The following is a 24,277-nucleotide window of genomic DNA, read 5'->3' as shown; positions in this document are numbered from 1 at the left end:
CGGCGCCCGTAACATGCTGGGCCGGGAGGGCAGGGCATGATCGAACCGCACGGCTTCGCGCTCGGCGTGGACCTGGGCACATCGAACACGGTGGCGGTGGTGCGCTGGCCGGACGGCCGGACCCGGCCGCTGCTGTTCGACGGCCAGCCGGTCACCCCGTCCGGCGTGTACCTGGACCCGGCCGGCCACTGGCACCTGGGCCGGGACGCGCAGCGCCTCGCGCAGGCGGACCCGGCCCGCTACGAGCCGCACCCGAAGCGCCGGGTGGACGAGGCGAGCGTGCTGCTGGGCGACCGCGAGGTGGCCACGGTCGACCTGCTCGCGGCGGTGCTGGGCGCGGTGGCGCGGGCCGCCGTGGAGGCGGTCGGCTTCCTGCCGCCGGCGGTCCTCACCTACCCCGCCACGTGGGGTGGCCGCCGCCGCGAGCTGCTCACCGCCGCGGTGGCCCGGGCCGGCTGGCCGCCCGTGGCCCTGGTGCCGGAGCCGGTCGCGGCGGCCCGGTACTTCGCCGACCTGCTGCGGCGCCCGGTACCGGTCGGCGCCAGCATCGCCGTCTTCGACTTCGGCGGCGGGACGTTGGACGTGGCGGTGGTCCGCAACGAGGGCGTGGACCCGGCCGGGCGCCCCCGGTTCGCGGTGACCGGCGCGGGTGGCGTCGCCGAACTGGGCGGCCTGGACCTGGACGCCGCCCTGGTCGACCACCTCGGTGGCGTGCTCGCCGGCTCCGCCCCTCAGGTGTGGCGCCGGATCAGCCACCCGGAGGGGACCGGTGAGTGGCGGATCCGCCGCCAGTTCTGGGACGAGGTCCGCGCCGCGAAGGAGATGCTGTCCCGGTCGACCACCGCCCCGGTCGCGGTGCCGGGCGTGGAGCGGGCCGCCCACCTGACCCGGGACGAGATGGAGGGGCTGATCGCCCCGCTGCTGCGCCGGGGCGTCGCCGAGACGGCCGCCGTGATCGCCGCCGGCGGCCTGCAACCGGGTCAGCTCGCCGGGTTGTTCCTGGTCGGCGGCTCGTCCCGGGTACCGCTGGTGGCCCGGCTGCTCCACGCCGAGCTGGGGATCGCCCCGACCGTGCTGGAGCAGCCCGAACTTCCGGTCGCCGAGGGGGCCCTCGCCGAACTGCCCGCACCCGCGGCGGTACCGGTGCCGCTCCCCGCGGCGTCCCCGACCGCGGTGTTCGCCACCGCGATGCCCGCCGCCGCGCCAACCGCCGCCGTGCCGGTTGGTGCGGGTGCCGTCCCGGCGCCGATCTCGCCGGCCGTGCCCCCGCCCGTCTCGCCGGCTGCCCCGCCGGCCGCTCGGCGCCCCATCCACCGGCGCCCGGTCCCGTGGATCGTGGCCGGGGTGGTGGTGGCCCTGGCCGCCCTCTCCCTCACCTGGCTGGTCGCCTTCCGCGACCCCTACCCGGCCCTGGCCTTCCAGCCGGTGAAGGACCCGGTGGCGACCGTCCAGATGGGCGGCGACCGCAGCCACAGCTGGACCTTCGTCTCGGGTGACGTCGGGTACGTCGCCTGGGAGGAGGACGGCCATCTGCTCCAGGTGCGCTCGATCACCCTGCCGGGCGGCGAGGAACGGTGGAGCGCCACGCTCACCCCGCCCACCGACGACTACTGGAGCGGCATCATCGGCTTCGAGGACGGCGTGGCGGCCGTCCCGTACCGGTCGTCGTCCACCCCGACCACGGTCACGGTGCTGCGTGGCGGCGGCGAGGGCGACCGCTGGAGCGTCCCGCTCGGCTACAACGACATGTTGTGGTTCCTGGGCGGCACGGCGGTACGCGACGACCGGGCGGGTAAACGACTGGTGTTCCTCAACGCCGCCACGGGCGCCGTCATCCGCTCCGAACCAGACGTGGAGACCGAGTCGTATGGTGCGCCGAGGCTCCTGTACGTCCACACCACCGCCGATTACGCCGCGCCCGCCGGGGTGACCGGCGCGCCCGCCGGCAACACCAAGGCGTACGCGCCGAAGTACCAGGGCAACGTCAGGCTGGTTCAGGTGAACCAGGACAAGTCGGTGCGCGTCTTCGACGCCGCAACGGGCACGGTCCGCGAAGAGCGCGACAACGTCGCCGACCCGGACGACAACCTGGTGGCGTACGACGGCCGGCTCTACGTGGCCGCAACCGGCACCGGATACCAGTTCCTCTCGTACGACCTGGAAACCATGACCGGCCCGCGCGCCATCTACCGCGCCACCGACGGCCGGCGCGAACTGGTGGACTTCGCACCCTGCGGCGAGGACCGGCTGTGCGTCCTGGACGCCGTCTCCTCCGACAAGGAGAAGACCACGCAGCTGGCGGCGCTGAAGACGACGGGTGACGGCGGCCAGGTCTGGCGGGCGGACGCGGCCGGCATGGACCGCCTCGCCCCGGTCGGCGATCACGTCCTGGTCCGCGCCATGGCGGCCACACCGCAGCGGTCACTGCTGTTCGACAGCAAGGGCACCAGGGTGATGGACCGGACCGGCATCACGGTCCGGATCGACGGCGGCAACGTCCTCGTGTTCGCCACCTCGCTGTCGACCACCCCAACGGACCAGAGCGTGGCGGGGCTGGCGGTGTCGTCCGGCGGCGACCCGGTCGAGTTGGGGCTGCTGCGCAGGGCCAAGGGCGGCGACTGCTCCTGGAACCGGTCGGTGATCCTCTGCCCGAGCGACACCGAGTTCCGCATCTGGCGCTACGCCGGGTGAGCCGCGTCAGTTGAACGGTGCCACCGAACCGCCCATGTGCGGCGGCCGATCAACGTCGCAGTACGGATAGATTTCCGTGCGTGCCTCGTCGAACGGCACCCTGATCTCGTGCAGCGGCTGCGCCGTCTGCTGCGACGAACCCTGCCAGCAGGTGCGCCCGGCGTTGCTGCCCATCGTCAGCGGGTGCGTGCCCCCAATGATCGTGCCGTGACCGTTCCGCAGGACGATCCCGGCGCCCCGGTCGGTCAGGTCCGTGCAGTTCGTCGACTTCTCGTCGTACGTGAACGTGCGGTAGTACGGCTGCATGGGCCTCGGACGCTCGACGCGCACCAGGGCGGCGGTCACCGGGCGGTAGCCGGGCAGCGCCTCGGGCGGCAGCCAATGGATCGGGCCGATCTCGATCTCGAACGAGGTCACCCGCATCGGCGCACCCGCGTCGTTGCGCGTCACCAGCTGCCTCGCGCCCACGCCGATACGCTGGCCGGGCAGCACCACCGGGATCTCCTGGAAGGCCATCGCCGGCTCCGACGAGGGGGCCTCCGGCCGGTGCTGCGCATCCAACGGCCGGAATCGGATCCGGGTGCGGTAGGCGATGAAGGTGCTGGTGTTCGCCAGGATCGCACCCATCAGTACCTCGTTGTTCGGGGCGATGCTGTACCCCTGCTGCACCACCTTCACGGACTTGCCGTCCGGGGCCGGGCCTTCCGTAGCCGCGGCCGTGGGCGCGCTGGACGGCAGTGCGCACGACGCCTCCGGAGGTGTCCACGTGCAGGCGGTCAGGGTGCCGAGGACCAGCAGGGCCGCTGCGGCAGGCGGCCACGGGCCCCGGGGCCTCATCCGTAGTACCTGCGCTGAAGCTCGCGGACCTGGTCCATGTAGTCCCCGATCAGGTGGGCGGCCGCCTCGCGGGTCCGGTCGGCGAACTCCCGCTCGCCGATCCGGCGCAGGGCGCCGTCCTCAATGGATATCCGGATGTCAGTCATGCCCCGGCCGGTGATGATGACGCTCTCGTCAGACGAGGCGCCGTACGAGGCGATCCGGCTCCGATCCTCCGCGTACGACCGGTCGCGCTGGTCGTGGACGCCCTGCGCCTGCCGGATTTCCTCATCCAGGGATTCCAGGTAGGCCCGCGTCCACCCCGCCACCAGCAGCCGCCCGAGATTGGCCAGGTGCGCCTCCAGCGTGCGTTCGTTGAGGAACCGATAGATGCCCGGGCCGAACGCGACGCTTACCTGATCCCGGTGCCGCAGGTCGGCGCGGATCTCCGCACGCCCCGCCTGGACCCGCAGGTGGATCGCGTCGACTCGCAGCGCGTGCTCGCTCTGCCCGACCTCGGTCATGGCATCACAGCGCTTCGCCGAGAAAGCCGCCGCTGCGCACGTTGGCGGCGGTCGCGTTCGCCAGGGCCGGCCGGGCGGCCACGAACAGATCCGGATGGCGGCCGATGTCGGAGACGTTCGCGGCCAGCGACATGGTGATCCGCTCCTCGGCCTTTGTGATCTGTTGCTCGATCGTCTTGATGTCCTTCTTCATCTCCTCGACGATCTGGAGCGCGGTGCTTCCGGACTTGTTCTCCTTGATGCTGTCCGGGGGCTTGGCCGCCACCACTTGGGCAGCGGCGCCAACCGCGGTCAGTGTCAGCGGCACGCTCATGCCCTCGGTCACCGCGGCGAGGGGGACGGCCGCCACGGCGGCGATCGAGGCCGCGATCGTGAACTCCACGCTCCACTTCGTCGGGTCGCAGCAGGGATCGGAGTCCAGCGCCTTGATCGTCGTCTCCGCCAGCGCGTCGATGTCCCGGCGTGCGCTGGCCCACATCGCCTGGTGCGCCTCCAGTGCGGCTTTGAGCACGCTCGCGATGATGAACTGGTTCTTCACCAGGGACGGGAACGGGGTCAGGAAGCGGCTGCGGAAGGCGACCGCGGCATGGCCGGTCCAGTCCAGCAGGTTGCTGTTCGCCGCCTGCATCTTGTCCAGTTGCGGGTTCGCCAGGTACGTCTGATGGCCGTCGATCGGGTCCTGGTCCTGGTTTCCGCTGGACAGCTTGGACAGGATGACCCGGTAGTCGGCGATGAGCGGGCTGTAGCCGTTCGGGTCCGGCAGTTCGGAGAACGGGCGGAACAACTCGGGGATGTTGGCGTAGTAGCCCTCCGGGCCACTGGTGGCGGCGTAGATCGGCTCCACCTCGTGCTTCTGGACCGCACGCCACACGGCCTTTGCCCGGATGTTGTTCGCGTGCTCCATGAGCTGCTCGTAGCTCATACCGTGCCCCGCTCCCCTGCGGGGTCGCCGTTCTGCTTCAGCAGCGCGTCCAACTTCTGGCCGGCGGTGGCGTCGGTGTCGTGGTACTGCCGTGCCGCGAGTTCGAGGGCGGCGGCTGCGTCATCCAGGTTCTCCCCTGTCACCGCCAGGTGCCTGTGCACTTTTTCGTGCAGGTCCACCCATGCGTCGTGTACCGGACCGAGCCTGCCGCCGAAGTACACTGGGCGGGTCATGGCCGCCGCGGCGCCGGTACCCGCGCTTCCCGAGTGCTTGGCGCACTCGTGGTACGCGTCCGCCACGCTGGGCAGGTCATTCCGTGCGACGACGAGAAGCCGGTAGAGGTCGGCGGCGAGCGCCTCGCCAGTCTTGCCCATTACGCCCTCCCCGTAACGGCATCGACATGACGAGTCACTGTTTCATGAGATATTGCACCGGTCAATTGATGGACGACGATTAATCGCCATGTGGTGATTGATCACCGCGAGGCCGCAGTAACTCCGTGCAGGGCCAGCAGGGCGTAGCCGAGGAGCACGGGGATCAGCGGCGGCAGGACCATGAGCCCGATGAGGGTGGCCAGCGTGACGACCCCGGTCGCGGCCAGCAGGGCGGCGGGGCGTTCGTACGCGCCGCGTACCCCCTCGGCCGCGGCGGCCCGCCAGCCCTGGCCGCCCCGCCGGCCGACCGCGACGATGATCAGCCCGGCCAGGCCGGCGGCCAGGGCCGCGAGGACGGCGGTCGCCACGAGCAGCGGCGTGCCGCCGGGTACCCGCCCGGCGCGCAGGGCGGAGAGGTCGACCGCGAGCAGCCAGACCGTGACGGCGGCGACGGCGGTCGCCCCCAGCCCGGGGACGATGGCCCGCACGTACCGCCGGGCGCAGGTGCGCAGGTCGGGGAAGCTCTGCGTGGTGGCCCAGTCGTGGACGGCGGCGCTGGCCGTGGCCGCCGCCGCGCCGGCGGTGACCACCGGTGCGGCGGCCACCGCCGTGAGGATGCCGAGCAGCGCGAAGTCCGCCGCGTTGCGGACGGTCTCCCGCCACTCCCGCCGCCCCGGCGGCGGACCCGCCTCCTCCGGCCACCCCACCACCGACCCAGCCGGACCGGCCTCGCCCAGCCCACCAGCCGCCGGCCGAGCCGGACCCGTCTCGCCCAGCCCACCAGCCAACGGCCTCGACCCGCCTCCTACACCCCCGACCACCCCGCCGCGACCCTCCGGTCTCATCCTTTGAGCCCGCTCGTGTTGATGCCCTCGACCAGCATGCGCTGGAAGGCGACGAAGAACAGGAAGACCGGCAGCAGGCTCATCACGGACATCGCGAACATCGGCCCGACCGCGCTTTCGCTGGTCGAGTCGATGAACAGGCGCATCGCGACCGGGACGGTGTAGTCCTTCAGGTCGGACAGGTAGACGAGTTGGCGGAAGAAGTCGTTCCAGGTCCAGATGAACGAGAAGATCGCCGTGGTGACCAGCGCCGGCCGGCTGAGCGGCAGGATCACGTGGCGGAACACGCCGTACGGGCTGGCCCCGTCGATCTTCGCCGCCTCGTCCAGGTCGCGGGGGATGCCCCGCATGAACTGGACCATCAGGAAGACGAAGAACGCCTCGGTGGCCAGGAAGTGCGGCACCACCAGCGGCAGGTACGGCCACGGCCCGCCGACCCAGTTCAGCGTCTTGAACAGGATGTACTGGGGAATGATCAGTACGTGCCCGGGGAGCAGCAGGGTGCCGATCATCACGGCGAACCAGAACCCGCGCAGCCGGAACCTCAGCCGGGCGAACGCGTACGCGGCCAGCAGGCAGGACAGGCCGTTGCCGATCACGATCAGCGCGCACAGCAGTAGGCTGTTGGCGAAGAACCGGCCGAAGTGGACGTCGAAGTTGACCCAGCCCTGCGCGTAGTTGCCGGGGGTGAACTCCGCCGGCCACAGGCCGGTGTTGTTCACGATCTCCTGCTGGGACTTCAGCGACGTGCCGACCATCCACACCAGCGGGTACAGGACCAGCGCCAGGATGAGGAGCAGGATCGCGTACCGGAACGCGGCGCGCGTCCCGGTGTTCAGACGGCGGTTGGCCGGCCCACGGGCGACGTGCGTGGCCATCAGCGGTCGTCTCCGTCGGTGTAGTGCACCCAGAACCGGCCGGTGCTGAACAGCACCACCGTGATGAGCGCGATGGCCAACAGGAACACCCAGGCCAGGGCGGACGCGTAGCCCATCTCGAACTCGGTGAAGCCGTGGATGTACAGGTTCAGCGTGTACATGAGGGTGGAGTCGATCGGTCCGCCGCTGCCGTTGCTGAGCACGAAGGCGGAGGTGAAGCCCTGGAAGCCGTGGATGGTCTCCAGCACCAGGTTGAAGAAGATGACCGGGGAGAGCATCGGCAGCGTGACGTTGCGGAACCTGCGCCAGGCGCCGGCCCCGTCCACGGCCGCGGCCTCGTACAACTCCACCGGGACCTGCTTGAGTCCGGCCAGGAAGATCACCATGGGGGCGCCGAACTGCCAGATGGCCAGCAGCATCAGCGTCGGCAGCGCCCAGTCCGGGTCGTTGACCCACGCCTTGCCGTGGATGCCGAACAGGCTGAGCAGCGAGTTGAAGGCGCCGGCCCGGTTGAACATGTTGACCCAGACGATGGCCAGCGCCACGCTGCCGCCGAGCAGCGACGGCAGGTAGAACAGGCCACGGAACAGGCCGACCCCGCGCCACGCCCGGTGCAGCAGCATCGCCACGCCGAGCGCGGCGGCCAGCTTCAGGGGTACCGCGATCAGGCCGAACTTGAGCGTCACCTGCACGGAGTGCCAGAAGGTGGGGTCCGTGGTGAACATCCGGCGGTAGTTCGCCAGCCCCACCCACTCCACCTCGGACCACGGCGTGAGCACGTCGTAGTTGGTGAAGCTCAGGTACAGGGACAGCAGCATGGGCAGCGCCGTGATGCCCATCAGCCCCAGGAGCCAGGGCGACAGGAAGACGTACCCGGCGGCACCCTCGCCGCGCCGGGCGGCCCCGGCCCGCCCCCGCCGGGTGGCGGGGCCGGGCCGGGGCCGCCGGTCGCGAAGGGCCGGGGTGGACGTCGTGGTCAACGCCACGAGTCGACTCCTCTCCGCATTCGTCGGTACCGTGCCGCTGTCAGGCGATCGCAGCCTGGCACGTCTTCAGGTATGCCTCCGCCGCCTCGGCGGGCGTCTGCCGGCCGTACTGGACGTTCTCGGCCGCCTTGACCAGTTCGCTGCGCACCTTGCTGTGCCCCTTGAGCGGGACCTGCGGCGACGGGCCGAACTTCGTGGCCAGTTCGGTCTCCACCTCGATCGACTGCTTCATCGCCGGGTCGGTGGTGGTGTCCGCGACGGTCTTGCGGATGTCCTGGTTGGACGGCAGGCCCCGGTCGGTGCCGAGGATCTCGCCGGCCTCCGGGTCGTTCGCCAGGAAGTTGATGACGTCGACCGCGGCGTCCTTGTGCTTGCTGTTCCGGAACACCGAGAAGTACATCGAGGCGCGGGCCCACTGGGCGCTCGGGTCGCCGGGGTAGGAGACGACGCCCAGTTCGTCCTTGGTGTTCTTCTTCAGCTCCGGCATCTGGTTGACCCAGACGAACGAGGTGGCGGCCCGGCCGGTCACCACGAGCTGCTTGGTGATGTCGGTGTCGTTGCCCTCGTGGATGACGTCCGCGGTCGGGGTGGCCTTCTTGGCGGCCGCGTCCTTCCACATCTGGAACCAGGCGGTGACGTCCTCGGCGGTGAAGCCGAGCCCGCCGTCCTTGTACATGTCCTTGCCGTTCTGGCGCAGCCAGATCCAGAACGCCTTGTAGTCGGCGCTGGGGTCCTGGGTGCCGGGGATCTTCGTCTTGGCGGTCACCTGCGCCGCCCAGTCGATCAGCTCCTGCCAGCTCATGCCGATCGTCGGCTCGGGCAGGCCGTTCTTCTCCAGCAGGGTCTTGTTGTAGACCATGCCCTGGGTGTTCTCGCCGAACGCCAGGCCGGCCAGCTTGCCGTCGACGAGGCCGTACTTCCACAGGCTCTCGGGGAACTTGGAGACGTCCAGCTTGCCCGAGTCCTTGTACGACATGAGGTCCAGGGTGACGTTGCGGGCGGCGTACTCGGTCAGGTAGTTGTCGTCGATCTGGAAGATGTCCGGCGCGTCGCCGCCCGCGGTGAGCGTCGCCAGCTTGTCGAAGTAGCCCTGGTTGGCCTGCCAGGTCTTCTTGAACGTCACGTTCGGGTGCTTCGTGGTGTACAGGTCGAGGGCCTGCTCGGTGAGCTTGGCGCGGGCGTCGCCGCCCCACCAGAAGAAGGACAGCTCGACCTTTCCGTCGTCGCCGGACTTGTCGTCGCCGCAGGCGGCGGCGCCGAACATCAGTGGCGCGGCGACGGCGAGGGCCGCGATGCCGCGCAGGAATCTCCGCCGGCCGAGGGTGGTGGGTGTGGTGGGGTGCATTCTTGTCTCACTCCTTGACGTGGGAAGCGAGCACCACGGCGGTGCGGGTTGCCGGTGGTGGCGCCGTGGAATCGCGGATGACCAGTTCGGTCTGGAGCGTTACCTGTGCGGTGGTGCGGCGGTCGTCGCCAGCTCGCTGGAGCAGCATGTCGACGGCCGCCCGGCCGGCGGCCGGTGTCGGGTTGGCCACCGTCGTCAGGCGGGGCCGGATCCGCCGGCTCAGCGCGATGTCGTCGATGCCGACCACGCTGATGTCGGCGGGTACCCGGACCCCGAGCGCGTCGAGCTCCTCGATCAGCCCGATCGCCATCAGATCGTTGTAGGCGAGCACCGCGGTGACGCCGCTACGCCGGACCTGCTCGGCCACGGCCGCGCCGCCCGCCTCGGTGGGTTGGTTGGGTCCGATGCCGGTCAGCACCGCATCGGCGGACCGGGCGGCGGCGGTGACCGCCCGGCGGATCTCCCGGTTGGTCCACGACCCCCGGGGGCCGCCCAGCAGGCCGATCTGGTGGTGGCCGAGGCCGATGAGGTGTTCGATGGCCAGGCGGGCGCCCTGGCCGACGTCCATCACCACGGCCGGCAGGCCCGCCACCTGCCGGTTGATCAGTACGAGCGGCACCTCCCGGCTGAGCTGTTCGATCAGGCTGTTGTTCAGCCGTGGGCTGCACAGCAGGATGCCGTCCACCTGCTTGGCCAGCGCGTGGATCAGTTCCTCCTCGACCGCCGGGTCCTCGTTGGTGTCGGTGACGAAGATGTGGTAGTCGCGGTGCCGGGCCTGGCTCTCCGCCGCCTTGATCAGCGGTGGGAAGAACGGGTTGGCGAGGTCGGCGACGATCAGGCCGACGTTGTGCGTCCGGCCGGTGATCAGCGCCCGGGCGGCCCGGTTGGGCCGGTAGCCGAGGTTCTCCGCGCAGGCCAGCACCCGGCTCCGGGTCTCGGGGTTGACCAGGTGCGGAGCCGAGAAGGTCCGCGACACGGTGGAGATGTGTACCCCCGACGCGCGCGCGACGTCTCGGATGGTGGCTGGCACGGCTGGCCCTTCGATGTGTTGGTGGTCACGCTGAGCTGGTTGAGAGGCCCAATTAATGCAAACGGTTGCGCCGGTGTCAACGGTTCCGGATTGCGGTTCGGTGACGGGAACCCCTTAAGAAAGCGCAATCCTGATCGAGAGACCGGCGATGAGCCCGACAAATCGGACGCCTTCGTCGCCCCCTGTTGACGCGCGCGGCGGCCCGTGGGACGTTCTGCTGCAAACCTTTGCAGAACCTGGGAGGCGGTACCGGATGACCGACCGCGCACGCACCCGCTACGCGATCGTGGGCACCGGGGCCCGGGCGGAGATGTTCGCCCAGGCCCTGGTGCGCGACCACGCGGACGTGGCCGAACTGGTCGCGCTGGCGGACGTGAACCCGCGCCGGATGGCGGCCCACAACGCCTGGCTGGCCGAGTTGGGCGCGGCGCCGGTACCGGCGTACCCGGCCGCCGAGTTCACCGCGATGCTCGCCAAGGAGCGGGTGGACGCGGTGCTGGTGACCACGGTCGACCACACCCACGACGAGTACATCGTGGCGGCCCTGGACGCCGGCTGCGACGTGGTCACCGAGAAGCCGATGACCACCAACGAGGGCCGCTGCCGGCGGATCCTCGAGGCGGTGCGGCGCACCGGCCGGGACGTGTCGGTGGCGTTCAACTACCGGTACAACCCGCTGCACGAGGCGGTGAAGCGGGCGCTGGCCGGCGGCGAGATCGGCACCGTCGGGTCGGTGCACTTCGAGTGGCTGCTGGACGTGCGGCACGGCGCGGACTACTTCCGCCGCTGGCACCGGGAGAAGGCCAACTCCGGCGGGCTGATGGTGCACAAGGCCAGCCACCACTTCGACCTGGTCAACTGGTGGCTGGACGCCACGCCGGTCGAGGTCTACGCCAAGGGCCGCCTGTTCTTCTACGGGGACGCCGGCGCCGGCGCCGCCGAGGGGTACGCCCGGGACTACGAGCGGGCCCACGGGTCGCCGGCCGCCGCCGACGACCCGTTCGCCCTGGACCTCGCCGGGCAGCCCAAGCTCAAGGCGCTGTACCTGGACGCCGAGGCGGCCGACGGGTACCAGCGGGACCGGAACGTGTTCGCCCCCGGCGTCACCATCGAGGACGACATGGCCGTGCTGGCCAGCTACTCCACCGGCGCCACCATGTCGTACCACCTCACCGCGTACGCGCCGTGGGAGGGGTACCGGGTGATGTTCAACGGCAGCCGGGGCCGGCTGGAACTGGAGGTGGTGGAGAACGGCTACGTGAGCCCGGCGGCCGCCCGGACGGTCAAGGGCTCCGCCGGCTCCGGTGGCTCAGATGGCTCCGCCGGCTCCGGTGGCTCCGCCGTGCTGCACGGCGCCGAGGCCGCCGCCGAGTTCGGCCACGCCCGGCTGACCGTCCACCCGTACTGGGAGCCGCCGCGCGAGGTGCCGGTGCCCGGGTACGCCCGGGACGGGCACGGCGGGGCGGACGCCCGGATGACCGCGGTGCTGTTCGGCGGCGAGACGGACCCGATGGGGCGCGGCGCCACCGCCCGGGACGGCGCCCTCGCCCTGCTCACCGGGCTGGCGGCCAACGCCTCCTTCGCCACCGGCCGGCCCGTTCGCGTTGCCGGCCTGCTGGACCTGACCTGACCTGACCGCACCCGTCGACAGGAGCGACCGCCGTGCCCCCGCCCACCGACCTGCTGCTGCCCTCCGACCCGAGCCAGCGGAGCATCGCCCGGGACCTGTACGCCCTGGTCCGCGACCGGCCGCTGATCTCGCCGCACGGGCACGTGGACCCGGCGATCCTGGCCGAGGACCGGCCGTTCCCGGACCCGGCTCAACTGATCATCGTGCCGGACCACTACCTGACCCGGATGCTGCTCAGCCAGGGCGTCCCGCCGGCCCGGCTCGGCGTCCCGTCGGTCAACGGCGAGCCGGTGCAGACCGACGGTCGGGCCATCTGGCGGCTGTTCACCGAGCACTGGCACCTGTTCCGCGGCACGCCGTCGCGGCTGTGGCTGGAGCAGACGTTCCGGGACGTGTTCGGCGTCGAGACGGCGCTGCGGCCGGCGACCGCCGACGAGGTGTACGACGCGATCGCCGCCCGGCTGGCCGAGCCGGAGTTCCGGCCGCGGGCGCTGTTCGAGCGGTTCGGCATCGAGGTGCTGGCCACCACCGAATCCCCGCTGGACGACCTGCACCAGCACGCCAAGCTGGCCGCGGACGGCTGGGGCGGCCCCGGCGGCCGGGTGATCACCACGTTCCGGCCGGACAACGTGGTGGACATGGAGTTCGACAACTGGGCGGGCAACGTGCGCCGCCTCGGCGAGGTGGCCGGCACCGACACGGGCACCTACGCCGGGTACCTGGAGGCGCTGCGCCGGCGCCGGGAGGCGTTCATCGCGGCCGGCGCCACCTCGTCCGACCACGGCCACCCGACGGCGCGGACCCTGCGGTTGGACACGGTGGAGGCGTCCGCGCTGTACGCCAAGGGGCTGCGGGGCGAGGCGACGGCGGCCGACGCGGAGGCGTTCCGGGCGCACATGCTCGTCGAGTTCGCCCGCATGTCGATCGACGACGGGCTGGTCATGCAGCTGCACCCGGGCGCGGTCCGCAACCACAACCGGTGGCTGCACGCCACGCACGGCCGGGACGTCGGCGGGGACATTCCGCAGGCGACCGAGTACCTGCACGCGCTCACGCCGCTGCTGGACGCGTACGGCAACGATCCGCGCCTGCGGGTGGTGCTCTACACGCTGGACGAGTACACCTTCACCCGGGAACTGGCCCCGCTGGCCGGCGGGTACGCGGCGCTGTACCTGGGCGCGCCGTGGTGGTTCCTGGACTCGCCGGAGGTGCTGCGCCGGTTCCGGGAGGCGGTCACCGAATCGGCCGGCTTCTACAACACCGCCGGCTTCGTGGACGACACCCGGGCGTTCTGCTCGATCCCGGTCCGCCACGACGTGGCCCGCCGGATCGACGCGGGCTACCTGGCCCGCCTGGTCGCCGAGCACCGCCTGCCGCTGGACGAGGCCGCCGAGACGATCGTCGACCTCGCGTACCACCTGCCCCGCCGGATCTTCAAGCTGGAGCGCTGATGGTCACCACGATCACCGACCTCGCCGTGCACGACGTGCGGTTCCCGACCGCGGCCGCGGGCGACGGTTCGGACGCCATCAACCGCGGCGACTACTCCGCCACCTACGTGGAACTGGTCACCGACGGCCCGCACACCGGCGCCGGGTTCACCTTCACCAACGGGCGCGGCAACGAGATCACCTGCGCGGCGGTGCGCGCCCTGGCGCACCACGTGGTCGGGCGCACGGTCGAGGAGATCTTCGCGGCGCCGGTCGCGTTCTGGCGCTCGCTCAGCGCGGACGTCCAACTGCGCTGGCTGGGGCCGGAGAAGGGCGTCATCCACATGGCCACCGGTGCCATCGTCAACGCTGTGTGGGACCTGCGCGCCAAGCTCGACGGCAAGCCGCTGTGGCGGCTGCTGGCCGAGCTGCCCACCGAGGAACTGGTGCGCTGCGTCGACTTCCACCACATCACCGACGCGCTCACCCCCGACGACGCCACCGCCATCCTCGACAAAGGACTGATCGGGAGCCAGGAACGGCTCGCCGAACTCCGGGAGGCGGGCTTCCCCTCGTACACCACCTCGGTCGGCTGGCTGGGGTACCCGGACGACAAGGTCCGGGCGCTGACCCGCCAGGCGTACGCCGAGGGCTGGCGGGCGATGAAGATGAAGGTCGGCGGCGCGATCGAGGACGACGTGCGCCGGGCCCGGATCATCCGCGAGGAGATCGGGCCGGACGCGCTGCTGATGATGGACGCGAACCAGGTCTGGGACGTGGACGAGGCGATCGCCAACATGGGGCTGCTCGCCGAGGTCCGGCCGTACTGGATCGAGGAGCCGACGCACGCCGACGACGTGCTCGGCCACGCCCGCATCCAGCGGGCGGTATCGCCGATCCGGGTGGCCACCGGCGAGGTCGCCGCCAACCGGGTGATCTTCAAGCAGTTGCTCCAGGCCGAGGCGATCGGGGTCATGCAGATCGACGCCTGCCGGGTCGGCGGGGTCAACGAGGTGCTCGCCGAGATCCTTATGGCGGCCAAGTTCGGCGTGCCGGTCTGCCCGCACGCGGGCGGCGTCGGGCTCTGCGAGTACGTGCAGCACCTGGCGATCTTCGACTACCTGCGGGTCGGCACCTCGCTGGACGGGCGGATGGTGGAGTACGTGGACCACCTGCACGAGCACTTCGTGGACCCGGTGCGCACCCGCGACGGGCGGTACCTACTGCCCGAGCGGCCCGGGTACAGCGCGACGATGAGGCCGGAGTCGATCGCCGAGTTCTCCTTCCCGGACGGCCCGGCATGGCGGTGACCGCGCACCGCCTCACCCGCTCCGCGCTGGCGCGGGTGCCGGCCGCGGCCCGCCCGCGGATCGACCCGCCCGCGCCCGGCATCGTCCACCTGGGACTCGGCGCGTTCCACCGGGCCCACCAGGCGGTCTTCACCGAGGACGCGATGGCGGCGGCCGGCGGTGACTGGGGCATCGTCGGCGTCGCCCCGCGCAGCATCGCCGTGCACGACGCGCTGCGCGAGCAGGACTGCCTGTTCAGCGTCGCCTCGCTGGCGGCGGGCGGCACGCGGACGCGGGTCATCGGCGCGCTGTCCGGGGTGCGGCACGCCGCCAACGACCCGGCCGCGGTGGTGGCCCTGATCGCGGATCCGGCGATCCGGGTGGTGACGCTGACCGTGACCGAGAAGGCGTACCTGCTCGACCCGGCGACCGGGCGGCTGCGGGCGGACGGCGACGTGGTCGCCGACCTGAGCACCGACCGCCCCCCGGTCACCGTGCCGGGGCTGCTGCTGCGCGGGCTCCAGGCCCGCAACCGGGCCGGCGCCGGCCCCATCACGCTGCTGAGCTGCGACAACCTCCCGTCCAACGGGCGCCGCCTGCGCGGCCTGGTGACGGCGGCCCTGCGGTACCCGGGCGTCGCCGACGCGGCGGGCTATGTCGCGGAGAACGTCTCGTTCCCGGGCACGATGGTGGACCGGATCGTGCCGGCCAGTACCCCGGAGACGATCGCCGCCGCCGAGCGGGCGCTGGGCGTGGTGGACCTGGCGGCGGTGGGCGCCGAGCCGTACAGCCAATGGATCATCGAGGACGACTTCGCCGCCGGGCGCCCCGCGTGGCAGTTGGCCGGCGCCGTGCTCACCGGTGACGCGGGCCCCTGGGAGCGGCTCAAGCTGCGGGCGCTCAACGGCGTGCACTCCGCCCTGGCGTACCTGGGCGCGCTCGCCGGCCGCGAGACGATCGCCGAGGCGCTCGCCGTGCCGGGCATGGCGGACGCGATGCGCCGGCTCATCGCGGAGGACATCGCGCCCAGCTTCACCCCGCCACCCGGTGTCGACCCGGTCGCCTACGGGGACGAGGTGCTGGAACGGTTCGCCAACCCGGCGATCCAGCACCGCACCCTCCAGGTCGCGATGGACGGCACGCAGAAGCTGCCCCAGCGGGTCCTGCACACGCTGGCCGACCGGCGGGCGGCCGGCGCGGCGCCGCGCTGGGCGGCGCTCGTGGTGGCGGCCTGGGCCCGGTTCGTCTGCGGCCGGGCCGACGACGGTGCCGACCTGCCGCTGAACGACCCCCTGGCGGAGCGCATCCGGTCGGCGCTGGCCGCGGCCCGCCCCGGCCCCGCGGGGGTGGTGGCGGCGCTGTTCGGCATCGACGCGACCTTCCCGCCCGACCTCGCCGCCGACCCGGTGGTCCGCGACCTGGTGGTGGGCTGGCTCGTGGACCTCGATCGGCACGGCGTGGCCGAGACGATCCGCCGGGCCGCGCGGTGAGCATCCGGTGACGGTGCGGGTGGCGTTGGTCGGGGCGAGCGGGCATGGCCGCTGGCACCGGCGGCACATCGCCGAGCTGGCGGCGGCCGGGCGGGTACGCCTGGTGGGTCTGGCCGATGTGCGCCCGGTCGGGGACGCGCCGCCGGGCGTGCCGGTCTTCACCGACCACCGCGATCTGCTGCGCGAGGCGGCCCCCGAGGTCGTGGTGGTCTGCACCCCGCCGCACACCCACCTGCCGATCGCGACCGACGTCCTGCGCTCCGGGGCCGACCTGCTGCTGGAGAAGCCGCCGGTGCTCTCGGCGGCGGAGCACCGGGCGCTCTCGGCCGTCGTCGCGGAGACCGGCCGGGCGTGCCAGGTCGGCTTCCAGGCGCTGGGTTCGGCCGCCCTCGCCGAGCTGACCGGCGCCATCGCCGCCGGCCAGCTCGGCCGGGTCACCGGGGTCAGCGCGCTCGCCTGCTGGCAGCGGGACGACGCCTACTACGCCCGCGCCCCGTGGGCGGGCCGGCGCACCGTCGACGGCCGCCCCTCGCTGGACGGGGCGCTCGCGAACCCACTGGCCCACGCGGTCATGCAGGCGATCGCGGTCTCCGAGTCCGCCATCGTGGCCGGCAACGCCGGGGCGGCTCGAGGCGTGCTCCCCGGCACGGTCGAGGTGGAGTGCTACCGCACCCGACCGATCGAGGTGGACGACACCTCGACGCTGCGGCTGACCCCGCGGGAGGGGCCACCCGTGCTGGTCGCGGTCACGCTGGCCGGGGAGGATTTCGTGGCCGGGGAGATCGCGGTCACCGGTACGGCCGGGCGGGCGCTGCTCGAGTACCCGACGGACCGGCTCCGGCTGCCCGGCGACCCGGCGTCGCGCGAGGTACCCGGCCGGGTCTCGCTCCTGGCCAACCTGCTCGACCACCGCGCGGACCGGGATGTGCCGCTGGTCGCGCCGCTGGCCCGGACCGCGCCGTTCACCGCCGTCCTGGACGCGGTGCGCGCGGCCGGCGACCCCGTCCTGCTCGGCCCCGACGTGGTGGTCCCGGCCGGTGAGCCCCCCGCGCGGGTCAACCGGATCCCGGGTATCAATGCGGCGCTGCGCGCCTGCGTGGAGCGGTTGGCGCTGCTGTCCGAAACCGGTGTGCCCTGGGCGGCCCACCCCTATCGCGAGTTGGTGAGCTGAATCCTGCAAACAACGGCGACGACGGTCCGCTAGAAGTCGGGCCCAACACCCCGGACTCGGCGATTTCGGCGCCGGGTTGGTCGACATTGTCGCGGGATTCTGCAAATTATCTGCAAACCCAATCCATTGACTGCCGTAATTGCGCATGCCTACCGTGGGGCATCGGCTTTCATATATGTTTCCGGCCACTGGTGCGGGGGTGTGCAGATGCGCAGAAGAACATTGGCATCCGTCATGGCAACCGCGCCGTCCGCCGGCGACCTGGGCGGCGCCGAACTGATCGCGGCGCCGGGTGGTGCCGACGCCACCAACGGGGCGGACGCCAAGCCCGCGATCATTTACTCCGGCGGCCGGATCGACGGCAACGTGGACCACGCAAACAATTCGTTGTCGTGCGCCGATTATGTCGACCCGGCGTATTCGCGGGTCGCTTTCTTGCCGGCGCCCGCCCCGGACCTGTCCGCCGACGCCGGCTGGGCGCCCGCCCCGCGCACCGGACCGGTCCTGCCCGCGCTGCTCGTGCCCATCGTGGCCGGGCTGCTGGCGGACCCGAACCGGCTACCGGCCTGACCGAGGACGTGACCGTCCCGCCCATCTCACCCGGGAGGAACCCGTGCAGATCAGAAACCCGAACCGCCGCGGCCTGCTGGCCGCCGCTGGTGCCGGCGCGACCGCGCTGGCGCTGGCGCTCGCCATGGGCGCCGTGGCCAACGCCGCGACCGCCTTCACCGACGACTTCAACGACGGCAACGCCAACGGCTGGTCCAAGTCCGGCGGCACCTGGACGGTCGTCACCGACGGCACCCCGGTGTACCAGCAGTCCAACAATGGCAGCGAACTCGCCCGCGCCTTCGCCGGCGACACCGGCTGGACCGACTACCAGCTACAGGCCCGGGTCAAGCCGCTGTCGTTCAACGGCTCCGGCCGCCTCGTCGCCATCGCCGCCCGCTCCAGCAGCGACACCAAGATGTACCGGCTGGCCCTGCTCAACTCCGGCCGGGCCGAACTCCAGGCGGTCAACGGCAGTTCCATCACCGTCATCGGCGGCGCGGCCCTGTCGGTCAACACCGGCACCTGGTACACCCTGCGGATCGAGATGTCCGGCAGCACCATCCGCGGCCTGGTCAACGGCGCGCAGGTCGCCGCCGGCACCAACACCCAGCAGACCGCCGGCCGGATCGCCCTGGTCACCTCGTACGCCAGCGCGTCCTTCGACGACGTGGCCGTGACCACCGGGGGCACCACCTCGCCGCCCACCACGACCCCGCCCACCACGACCCAGCCGACCAGCACGCCGCCCACCTCGACCACGCCGCCACCACCCCCGGCCGGCGGCCTGATCGGCTGGGCGACCCAGGGCGGCGGCACCACCGGCGGTGCCGGCGGCTCCACCACCACCGTGACCAGCCTCGCCGCCCTGACCAGCGCCGTCACCGGAAACTCGGCGGCGATCGTGCAGGTCAACGGCAACTTCACCTGCTCCGCGGACGTGCGGGTCGGCGCGAACAAGACCATCCTCGGGGTCGGCTCCGGCTCCGGCCTCAACGGCTGCGGCCTGAACATCCGGGGCGTGAGCAACGTGATCGTCCGCAACCTGAAGATCTCGAACGTGCGGGCCGGCAACGGCAACGGCGACGCCATCCACATCGACAGCGCCACCCGGCTGTGGCTCGACCACAACGACCTGTCCAGCGACACCACCCACGGCACCGACTACTACGACGGGCTGCTGGACATCACGCACGGCGCGGACTACATCACCGTGTCCTGGAACAAGCTGCACGACCACGTCAAGTGCTCGCTGGTCGGGCACAGCGACAGCAACGCGTCCGAGGACACCGGCCACCTGCGCGTGACGTACCACCACAACATGTTCAGCAACTGCGCCCAGCGCAACCCCCGGGTCCGCTTCGGCAACCCGGTGCACGTGTTCAACAACTACTACGTCAACACCACCGCGCTCAGCTACAGCTACGGCGTCGCCACCACGTGCGGCGCGGGCGTCCTCGTCGAGAGCAACTACTTCGAGAACCTGACCGACCCGACGCACACCAGCGAGGGCTCCTCGCCGGGCGGCAACCTGGTCGCCCGCAACAACGTGCTGGTCAACTCCGGTCCGGTGCTGACCAACGGCAGCGTCGCGAGCATCCCGTACGGCTACTCCGTGGACCCCGCAGCGAACATCAAGTCGCTGGTCACCGCGGGTGCGGGTACCGGAAAGATCTAGGCGAAGCACGAGGGGCCCGCCGTGGCGGCGGGCCCCCTCGTCCTGCTGTGCTGCCGGTCAGATGCGGGAGCCGCTGACGGCGTGGAAAGCGTGGTGGTGCTCGCTGCGCGGCTTGATGAAGACCGTGTCGCCCATGTTCGGCATGTGCCGCCGGTCGGTGCGCACCACGAACCGCTCCGAGGCCCCGCCGATCGCCGCGTGGCCGTACACGTTCGCGTCCGCGCCCAGGTCCTCGACCAGCTCGACCACGATCGGCATGCCGCCCTCGCTGGCGCCCACGATGTCGGTGTCCTCCGGACGGAAGCCCACGGTCACCTTGCCGTTGCCGCCGTCGGCGTGCGCCGTCGCCACCTGCTGCCGGGTCAGCGGAAGGACCATCTCGGCGAACGCCGCGCCCTGCTCCGTCAGCTGCACCGTCTTGATGTTCATCGCCGGCGAGCCGATGAAGCCCGCCACGAACACGTTCGCCGGGGCGTCGTAGAGCGCCCGCGGGGTGTCCACCTGCTGGAGCACGCCGTCGAGCATGACCGCCACCCGGTGGCCCATCGTCATGGCCTCGGTCTGGTCGTGCGTCACGTACACCGTCGTGATGCCGAGGTTCGCCTGCAGCGTCGCGATCTGCGAACGGGTCTGCACCCGCAGCTTCGCGTCGAGGTTCGACAGCGGCTCGTCCATGAGGAACACCTGCGGCTCACGCACGATCGCGCGGCCCATCGCCACCCGCTGCCGCTGACCGCCGGACAGCGCCTTCGGCTTGCGGTTCAGGTACTCCTCCAGCTGGAGCAGCCCCGCCGCCTCCTTGACCCGCCGGTCGATCTCCGCCTTGCTCGTCTTGCGCAGCTTCAGCGCGAACGCCATGTTCTCGTACACCGTCATGTGCGGGTACAGGGCGTAGTTCTGGAAGACCATCGCGATGTCGCGGGCCTTCGGCGGCAGGTGCGTGACGTCCCGCGAGTCGATCGAGATCGTGCCCTCGTCGACGTCCTCCAGGCCGGCGAGCATCCGCAGGCTGGTGGACTTGCCACACCCCGACGGGCCGACGAGCACGAGGAACTCCCCGTCGCCGATCTCGAGGTCGAGGTGGTCCACCGCGGGCCGCTCGGTACCCGGGTAGATCCGGGTCGCCTTACTGTACGTGACAGTTGCCATGACGCAGCGCTTCCTTCCACCGGCAGGAACGTGCCGGACGATCCGAGTGAAAGAGCCGGGCCCCACGGGTCCGGTGACGTAACCGTAATCACCAGCGGCGCCACTGCCAAGTGCACCCCTCCCTGGTCGGTGGCGTGCCAGGGATGATTGGGACAAAGCGCCCAGTAGTACGAACGCCGCCACCCGACACTGGGACCCTGACGCCCGGCGAGTAGCTATGCTGGGCGGACGGAGATGCCCCTGTAGCTCAGTTGGCCAGAGCACTCGCCTTGTAAGCGAGATGTCGCCGGTTCGAGCCCGGCCGGGGGCTCCAGCCCTACCAGGCGTTTCCTGGTGGCCAAGATCAGACAGACGGGCCGTGACAGCCACAGAGACAACAACGGCAGACGTGCGGCGGCACGCCCAGCACCATGAGCGGCGAGACGACGGTGTAGCGCAGGTCGTGCAGCCGGACGCCGGGCGGGCCGACGGCTTCCCGAAGCAGCGCTGTCGGACGGAGCTTCTCCAAGCGCCGTCTTGCGTCGCACCTAACGCATGCTCGGCGCTACGCTCCAGCTTCTATGCAGGACGTGTGGCGTCTCAGCCGCCGTCAGCTTGTCGTCCCAGTCAGCACACAACGGCTCGACGCCGTATTCGATGGCTTGGCGGATCACCTGCTCGAAGGTCACCCTCCCGGTCAGCAAGTGCTGCTTCTTGGTCATGACAGCGTTCGGCCGAAGCTGAGCGGTGCCGAGGTGCACATGTGGGCGATCCTCATGAGACTTCCCGCCGGGGTGCCAGTGGTACTCGATTACCGCTTGGCCCCCAGACTCCTGAAGTGAGTACTCGTACCAGCGGGTGGTAACCCGATACGGCCCCATGCCTTCGCGGTCATCCTCGATGATCTCGTATCGCATCCGCGCACGCAGCTCCAGGCGAGCGCCGCCCTTCGGCCTGACATAGGCGCCTTCGTCGACGCCGCCCAACAGGAGTAGATGCACCTTGCCGAGCTGGCTGCTGCCGCCACTAGTGCACACGATTTTTGCTCTTGCGACGCAAGACAGCGCGCTCGCGAGCGGGGTCACGAACGCGCTGTAAGCGTTGTACGGGGTCCGGCCAGGCATCAGGGCAGCAGCATTGCCACCTGCGTGACCCGGGGATCCCCATCTTCCCTGTACAGCCCAGCATCCCAGCGCTGGCGGAACTCTGTCGCCGATAGATTGAGCAGGCTTCGTGCTGCACGTTCCAGCATGCCCTGCTGGTCCTCGGCGGAAATCTCACCGAACTCGATCAACTCGGCGCCGGTCTTCGTGGCCAACTCTGCTGCCCTCCGTCCTCGTCGCCCTTGTTCTACCCGCAGGATAGGTGGGAACAGCATGACACGTCGGTGTGACGAGTTGTAGTCGTTAAAAAGTACAAAAGGTGCAATCATCCTCGGGTGAGCTGGTCGGCGGCCGTTCGATGTTGATGAACTCGTCCCGTACCGCTCGTCCGGTCGCCAGCGCGGAGGTATCGACGACGTAGAAGGTGAGCTTGAATACGTGTCTTCCCATGTTGCGCCCGCGGCCGGCCGGGAGCGGCGGTGGGTGGTGGGTCGGCCAGAGGGATGGCTTCGCAGGTGGTGGCTTCCAAGCTGACGGCGGATCGTGGCTGGCCCAAGCTAGTGAACAGGTGACCGGCGACCGGACGGCGCGCGCAGAACGTGGCGGCGTCGAGGCATACGATCAGGGCGATGATCACGCTGCCGGAACCGCCGAGGCTGGTGCCGCCCACGGCCGCGGTCCGGGTCTCCTACCTGACCGGTGAGCAGGCGGACTGCGTGCTGGACGGGCGCAGCGCCGACTGGCTCGGCCCGGCCAGCGAGGATTTCGAGGGCCACGCGGCGGCGCGGCGTGGCGTCCTCACCCGGTGGGGTGTGCCCTCGTCCATCTACTGGTACGTCGCCGGGGAGCACTACCTCGGCACCCTGGTGATCCGGCACGAACTCACGCCGGAACTCGCGGTCGCCGGCGGGCACATCGGTTACCGCGTCGTCACGGCGTGGCGCCGCCAGGGGCACGCCACCCGCATGCTCGCCAGCGGGCTCGTCGAAGCGCGGCGGCTGGGCCTGGCCCGGGTCCTGCTCACCTGCCACCCGGACAACGAGCCGTCCCGCCGCGTCATCCTCGCCAACGGCGGACAGCCGGATCAGACCCTCGACGAGGAACTCCGCTTCTGGATCGACACGCACCCGCTGCCCTGAAGCGGCGTGACCGCCGGTCGGCGCTGACCGCCCCTGCGTGGCCGGGGCGGAGTCAGGTGGACGAGAGCCCATACGAGACCGGAAGTACCGTGGCGGGAGCGGCAAGCCACCCCCGCCACGTCGTTGGGCGCCGATGCTCAGATCAGCTTGATGGTGCCCGGGTCGTCCAGCGCGGGGAGGACGGGAAGACCATCCAACGGGAGGATCGTCGCCCAGGGCGTCCCTGACTCGGTGAACTGGGTGTCCTCACCGGCCACCGGGCGCTCGGCGCCCCGCGGCAGGGTGCGGTCCGGGGCGGGATGGCCGGCGGAGGGCGGGCTGGCGGAGGGCGTCCGTAGGTCGCCCAGGTCGGCGCCGCTGGGCAGGGGGAGGCTGGCCGAGGGCAGCGCCGTCGTGTTCACCGGTGGCACGGTCACCAGGTCGTGAAGCGGCCACTGCGGGTCGAGCGGGGTGATGCCGGTGTCGCGGCTCGGGAGGCCGTCGGTGGGCAGCAGCCCGCCGAGCGGCTGGGCCAACTCGTCCGCGATGAGCGGCACGTCCGCGAGCGGGAGCGTGTCGAGCGGCACGCTGCTGTCGAGCGGCAGCGGCGTGAGACCCGCCTGCTGACCGGCCGGCATCGGCAGGATGTCGGCCGCGGGGTTGACGCCGTGCAGGCCGCTGCTGCGGACACCGCCGCGGTCGTTCCCGTGGTCGCTGCCGTCGGTGGCGGCAAGCAGCCCGAGGCCACCGGCGGGAAGGGCGCCGAGGGCGGCGGTGAGATCCGAGATCGGCAGATCGCGCGGGTCGGGAAGCCCTCCAAGATCCGGCAGACCGGGAAGGGCCGGGGCCTCCAGTGTGCTGCCGGCGATCGTGGACGCTTCCTGGGAGGCGAACATGACCTGCGGGGCCTGGTCGGCGGGTAGGCCCAACTGAGCCGCTCCTAGGTGGACGTCGCCGATCGGGGCCAACAGGCCGTCCACAAGGGCGCGTAGCTGCTGGGGGTCGGTGCCGGGCCGGGGGGCGTCGGCCTGTGCGGCCTGACCGGCGATCAGGAGCGCGCCGCCGGCGAGCCCCACGGTGCCCACCGTGCGGTAGAGCCACTTGTTCATGCGTTATCCCACTCTCCTGCCTGGCCGGCGCGCCGGGCGCGGCGGATGTGCGGTTGGCCATGGAGTTCAACGAGCAATCGGCATAAACCGGTGCGGCTCACTCCAAAAGCCGTCATCCGCCCATCCCGGCCCCGCCCATCCCGGCCCGCAGCACCCAGCCCAGCCCAGCCC

General features: G+C 71.3%; 22 protein-coding genes and 1 tRNA gene. 10 read left to right on the top strand and 13 right to left on the bottom strand.

Going from position 1 to position 24,277, the window contains the following annotated elements; genetic code table 11:
* Nucleotides 1–36: 36 nt before the first annotated feature.
* A complete protein-coding gene (locus KJS59_RS16910; protein ID WP_213453866.1) occupies nt 37–2,691 on the top strand; it encodes an Hsp70 family protein in 2,655 nt (884 codons plus the stop codon).
* A gap of 6 nt (nt 2,692–2,697) precedes the next feature.
* Here KJS59_RS16910 and KJS59_RS16905 read toward each other — a convergent pair whose 3' ends face one another.
* The 9 genes from KJS59_RS16905 to KJS59_RS16865 all read right to left on the bottom strand — a co-directional run bounded on the left by KJS59_RS16905 (nt 2,698) and on the right by KJS59_RS16865 (nt 10,411).
* The gene (locus KJS59_RS16905; protein WP_213453865.1) at nt 2,698–3,528 is read right to left on the bottom strand and encodes a hypothetical protein; all 831 of its coding nucleotides are present in this window, start codon (nt 3,526–3,528) and stop codon (nt 2,698–2,700) included.
* Nucleotides 3,525–4,031, bottom strand: a complete 507-nt coding sequence (locus tag KJS59_RS16900; RefSeq protein ID WP_213453864.1) for a hypothetical protein — start codon at nt 4,029–4,031, stop codon at nt 3,525–3,527. Before KJS59_RS16900 ends, KJS59_RS16905 begins: the two co-directional genes overlap by 4 nt.
* Before the next feature lie 4 nt (nt 4,032–4,035).
* Nucleotides 4,036–4,953 (bottom strand): hypothetical protein, encoded by a 918-nt coding sequence (locus KJS59_RS16895; protein ID WP_213453863.1) that lies wholly within the window; start codon nt 4,951–4,953, stop codon nt 4,036–4,038.
* Complete coding sequence (locus KJS59_RS16890; protein WP_213453862.1) at nt 4,950–5,327, bottom strand: hypothetical protein; 378 nt, start codon at nt 5,325–5,327, stop codon at nt 4,950–4,952. The genes KJS59_RS16895 and KJS59_RS16890 overlap by 4 nt, the downstream gene beginning before the upstream one ends.
* Before the next feature lie 101 nt (nt 5,328–5,428).
* Nucleotides 5,429–6,037 carry a hypothetical protein gene (locus KJS59_RS16885; protein ID WP_249714317.1) on the bottom strand — a complete coding sequence of 203 codons (609 nt, stop codon included), beginning with the start codon at nt 6,035–6,037 and terminating at the stop codon, nt 5,429–5,431.
* 131 nt (nt 6,038–6,168) lie between these two features.
* Entirely contained in the window at nt 6,169–6,930 is a 762-nt protein-coding gene (locus KJS59_RS16880; protein WP_249714328.1) for a carbohydrate ABC transporter permease, read from the bottom strand.
* 119 nt (nt 6,931–7,049) lie between these two features.
* Nucleotides 7,050–8,036, bottom strand: coding sequence for a carbohydrate ABC transporter permease (locus tag KJS59_RS16875; RefSeq protein WP_249714315.1), 987 nt, complete (start codon nt 8,034–8,036; stop codon nt 7,050–7,052).
* 40 nt (nt 8,037–8,076) lie between these two features.
* Nucleotides 8,077–9,381, bottom strand: a complete 1,305-nt coding sequence (locus KJS59_RS16870) for an ABC transporter substrate-binding protein (RefSeq protein WP_213453860.1) — start codon at nt 9,379–9,381, stop codon at nt 8,077–8,079.
* Nucleotides 9,382–9,388: 7 nt separating this feature from the next.
* Nucleotides 9,389–10,411 carry a LacI family DNA-binding transcriptional regulator gene (locus tag KJS59_RS16865; RefSeq protein WP_213453859.1) on the bottom strand — a complete coding sequence of 341 codons (1,023 nt, stop codon included), beginning with the start codon at nt 10,409–10,411 and terminating at the stop codon, nt 9,389–9,391.
* 253 nt (nt 10,412–10,664) lie between these two features.
* Between KJS59_RS16865 and KJS59_RS16860 the strand changes: the two genes are divergently transcribed.
* The 7 genes from KJS59_RS16860 (at nt 10,665) to KJS59_RS31240 (ending at nt 19,648) form a co-directional block, all read left to right on the top strand.
* Complete coding sequence (locus tag KJS59_RS16860; protein WP_213453858.1) at nt 10,665–12,041, top strand: Gfo/Idh/MocA family protein; 1,377 nt, start codon at nt 10,665–10,667, stop codon at nt 12,039–12,041.
* A gap of 32 nt (nt 12,042–12,073) precedes the next feature.
* Entirely contained in the window at nt 12,074–13,492 is a 1,419-nt protein-coding gene (gene uxaC, locus KJS59_RS16855) for a glucuronate isomerase (RefSeq protein WP_213453857.1), read from the top strand.
* A complete protein-coding gene (locus KJS59_RS16850; protein ID WP_213453856.1) occupies nt 13,492–14,781 on the top strand; it encodes an enolase C-terminal domain-like protein in 1,290 nt (429 codons plus the stop codon). The genes uxaC and KJS59_RS16850 overlap by 1 nt, the downstream gene beginning before the upstream one ends.
* Nucleotides 14,772–16,250: a mannitol dehydrogenase family protein gene (locus KJS59_RS16845; protein ID WP_213453855.1), complete on the top strand. Its 1,479-nt coding sequence runs from the start codon at nt 14,772–14,774 to the stop codon at nt 16,248–16,250. Before KJS59_RS16850 ends, KJS59_RS16845 begins: the two co-directional genes overlap by 10 nt.
* Before the next feature lie 7 nt (nt 16,251–16,257).
* Nucleotides 16,258–17,421, top strand: coding sequence for a Gfo/Idh/MocA family protein (locus KJS59_RS16840; RefSeq protein ID WP_213453854.1), 1,164 nt, complete (start codon nt 16,258–16,260; stop codon nt 17,419–17,421).
* A 234-nt stretch (nt 17,422–17,655) separates the two neighbouring features.
* Nucleotides 17,656–17,991, top strand: coding sequence for a hypothetical protein (locus KJS59_RS16835; protein ID WP_213453853.1), 336 nt, complete (start codon nt 17,656–17,658; stop codon nt 17,989–17,991).
* 43 nt (nt 17,992–18,034) lie between these two features.
* Complete coding sequence (locus KJS59_RS31240; protein ID WP_249714313.1) at nt 18,035–19,648, top strand: pectate lyase family protein; 1,614 nt, start codon at nt 18,035–18,037, stop codon at nt 19,646–19,648.
* 57 nt (nt 19,649–19,705) lie between these two features.
* Here the strand turns inward: KJS59_RS31240 and KJS59_RS16825 are convergent, their stop codons facing one another.
* Nucleotides 19,706–20,797 (bottom strand): ABC transporter ATP-binding protein, encoded by a 1,092-nt coding sequence (locus KJS59_RS16825; protein ID WP_213453852.1) that lies wholly within the window; start codon nt 20,795–20,797, stop codon nt 19,706–19,708.
* A 236-nt stretch (nt 20,798–21,033) separates the two neighbouring features.
* Between KJS59_RS16825 and KJS59_RS16820 the strand changes: the two genes are divergently transcribed.
* Nucleotides 21,034–21,110 (top strand) — tRNA-Thr (locus KJS59_RS16820).
* 214 nt (nt 21,111–21,324) lie between these two features.
* Here the strand turns inward: KJS59_RS16820 and KJS59_RS16815 are convergent.
* Together KJS59_RS16815 and KJS59_RS16810 are read right to left on the bottom strand one after the other, a co-directional pair.
* Nucleotides 21,325–21,861 (bottom strand): hypothetical protein, encoded by a 537-nt coding sequence (locus tag KJS59_RS16815; protein ID WP_213453851.1) that lies wholly within the window; start codon nt 21,859–21,861, stop codon nt 21,325–21,327.
* Nucleotides 21,862–21,899: 38 nt separating this feature from the next.
* Nucleotides 21,900–22,094 carry a hypothetical protein gene (locus KJS59_RS16810; RefSeq protein ID WP_213453850.1) on the bottom strand — a complete coding sequence of 65 codons (195 nt, stop codon included), beginning with the start codon at nt 22,092–22,094 and terminating at the stop codon, nt 21,900–21,902.
* Between the two features lie 414 nt (nt 22,095–22,508).
* Between KJS59_RS16810 and KJS59_RS16805 the strand changes: the two genes are divergently transcribed.
* Nucleotides 22,509–23,018, top strand: coding sequence for a GNAT family N-acetyltransferase (locus KJS59_RS16805; RefSeq protein WP_213453849.1), 510 nt, complete (start codon nt 22,509–22,511; stop codon nt 23,016–23,018).
* Nucleotides 23,019–23,155: 137 nt separating this feature from the next.
* Here KJS59_RS16805 and KJS59_RS16800 read toward each other — a convergent pair whose 3' ends face one another.
* Entirely contained in the window at nt 23,156–24,106 is a 951-nt protein-coding gene (locus tag KJS59_RS16800; protein WP_213453848.1) for a hypothetical protein, read from the bottom strand.
* Nucleotides 24,107–24,277 lie beyond the last annotated feature (171 nt).

Source organism: Rhizomonospora bruguierae (assembly GCF_018397995.1).
GTDB classification, from domain to species: Bacteria; Actinomycetota; Actinomycetes; order Mycobacteriales; family Micromonosporaceae; genus Rhizomonospora; species Rhizomonospora bruguierae.
This window is presented reverse-complemented; position numbering and strand designations above follow the sequence as displayed.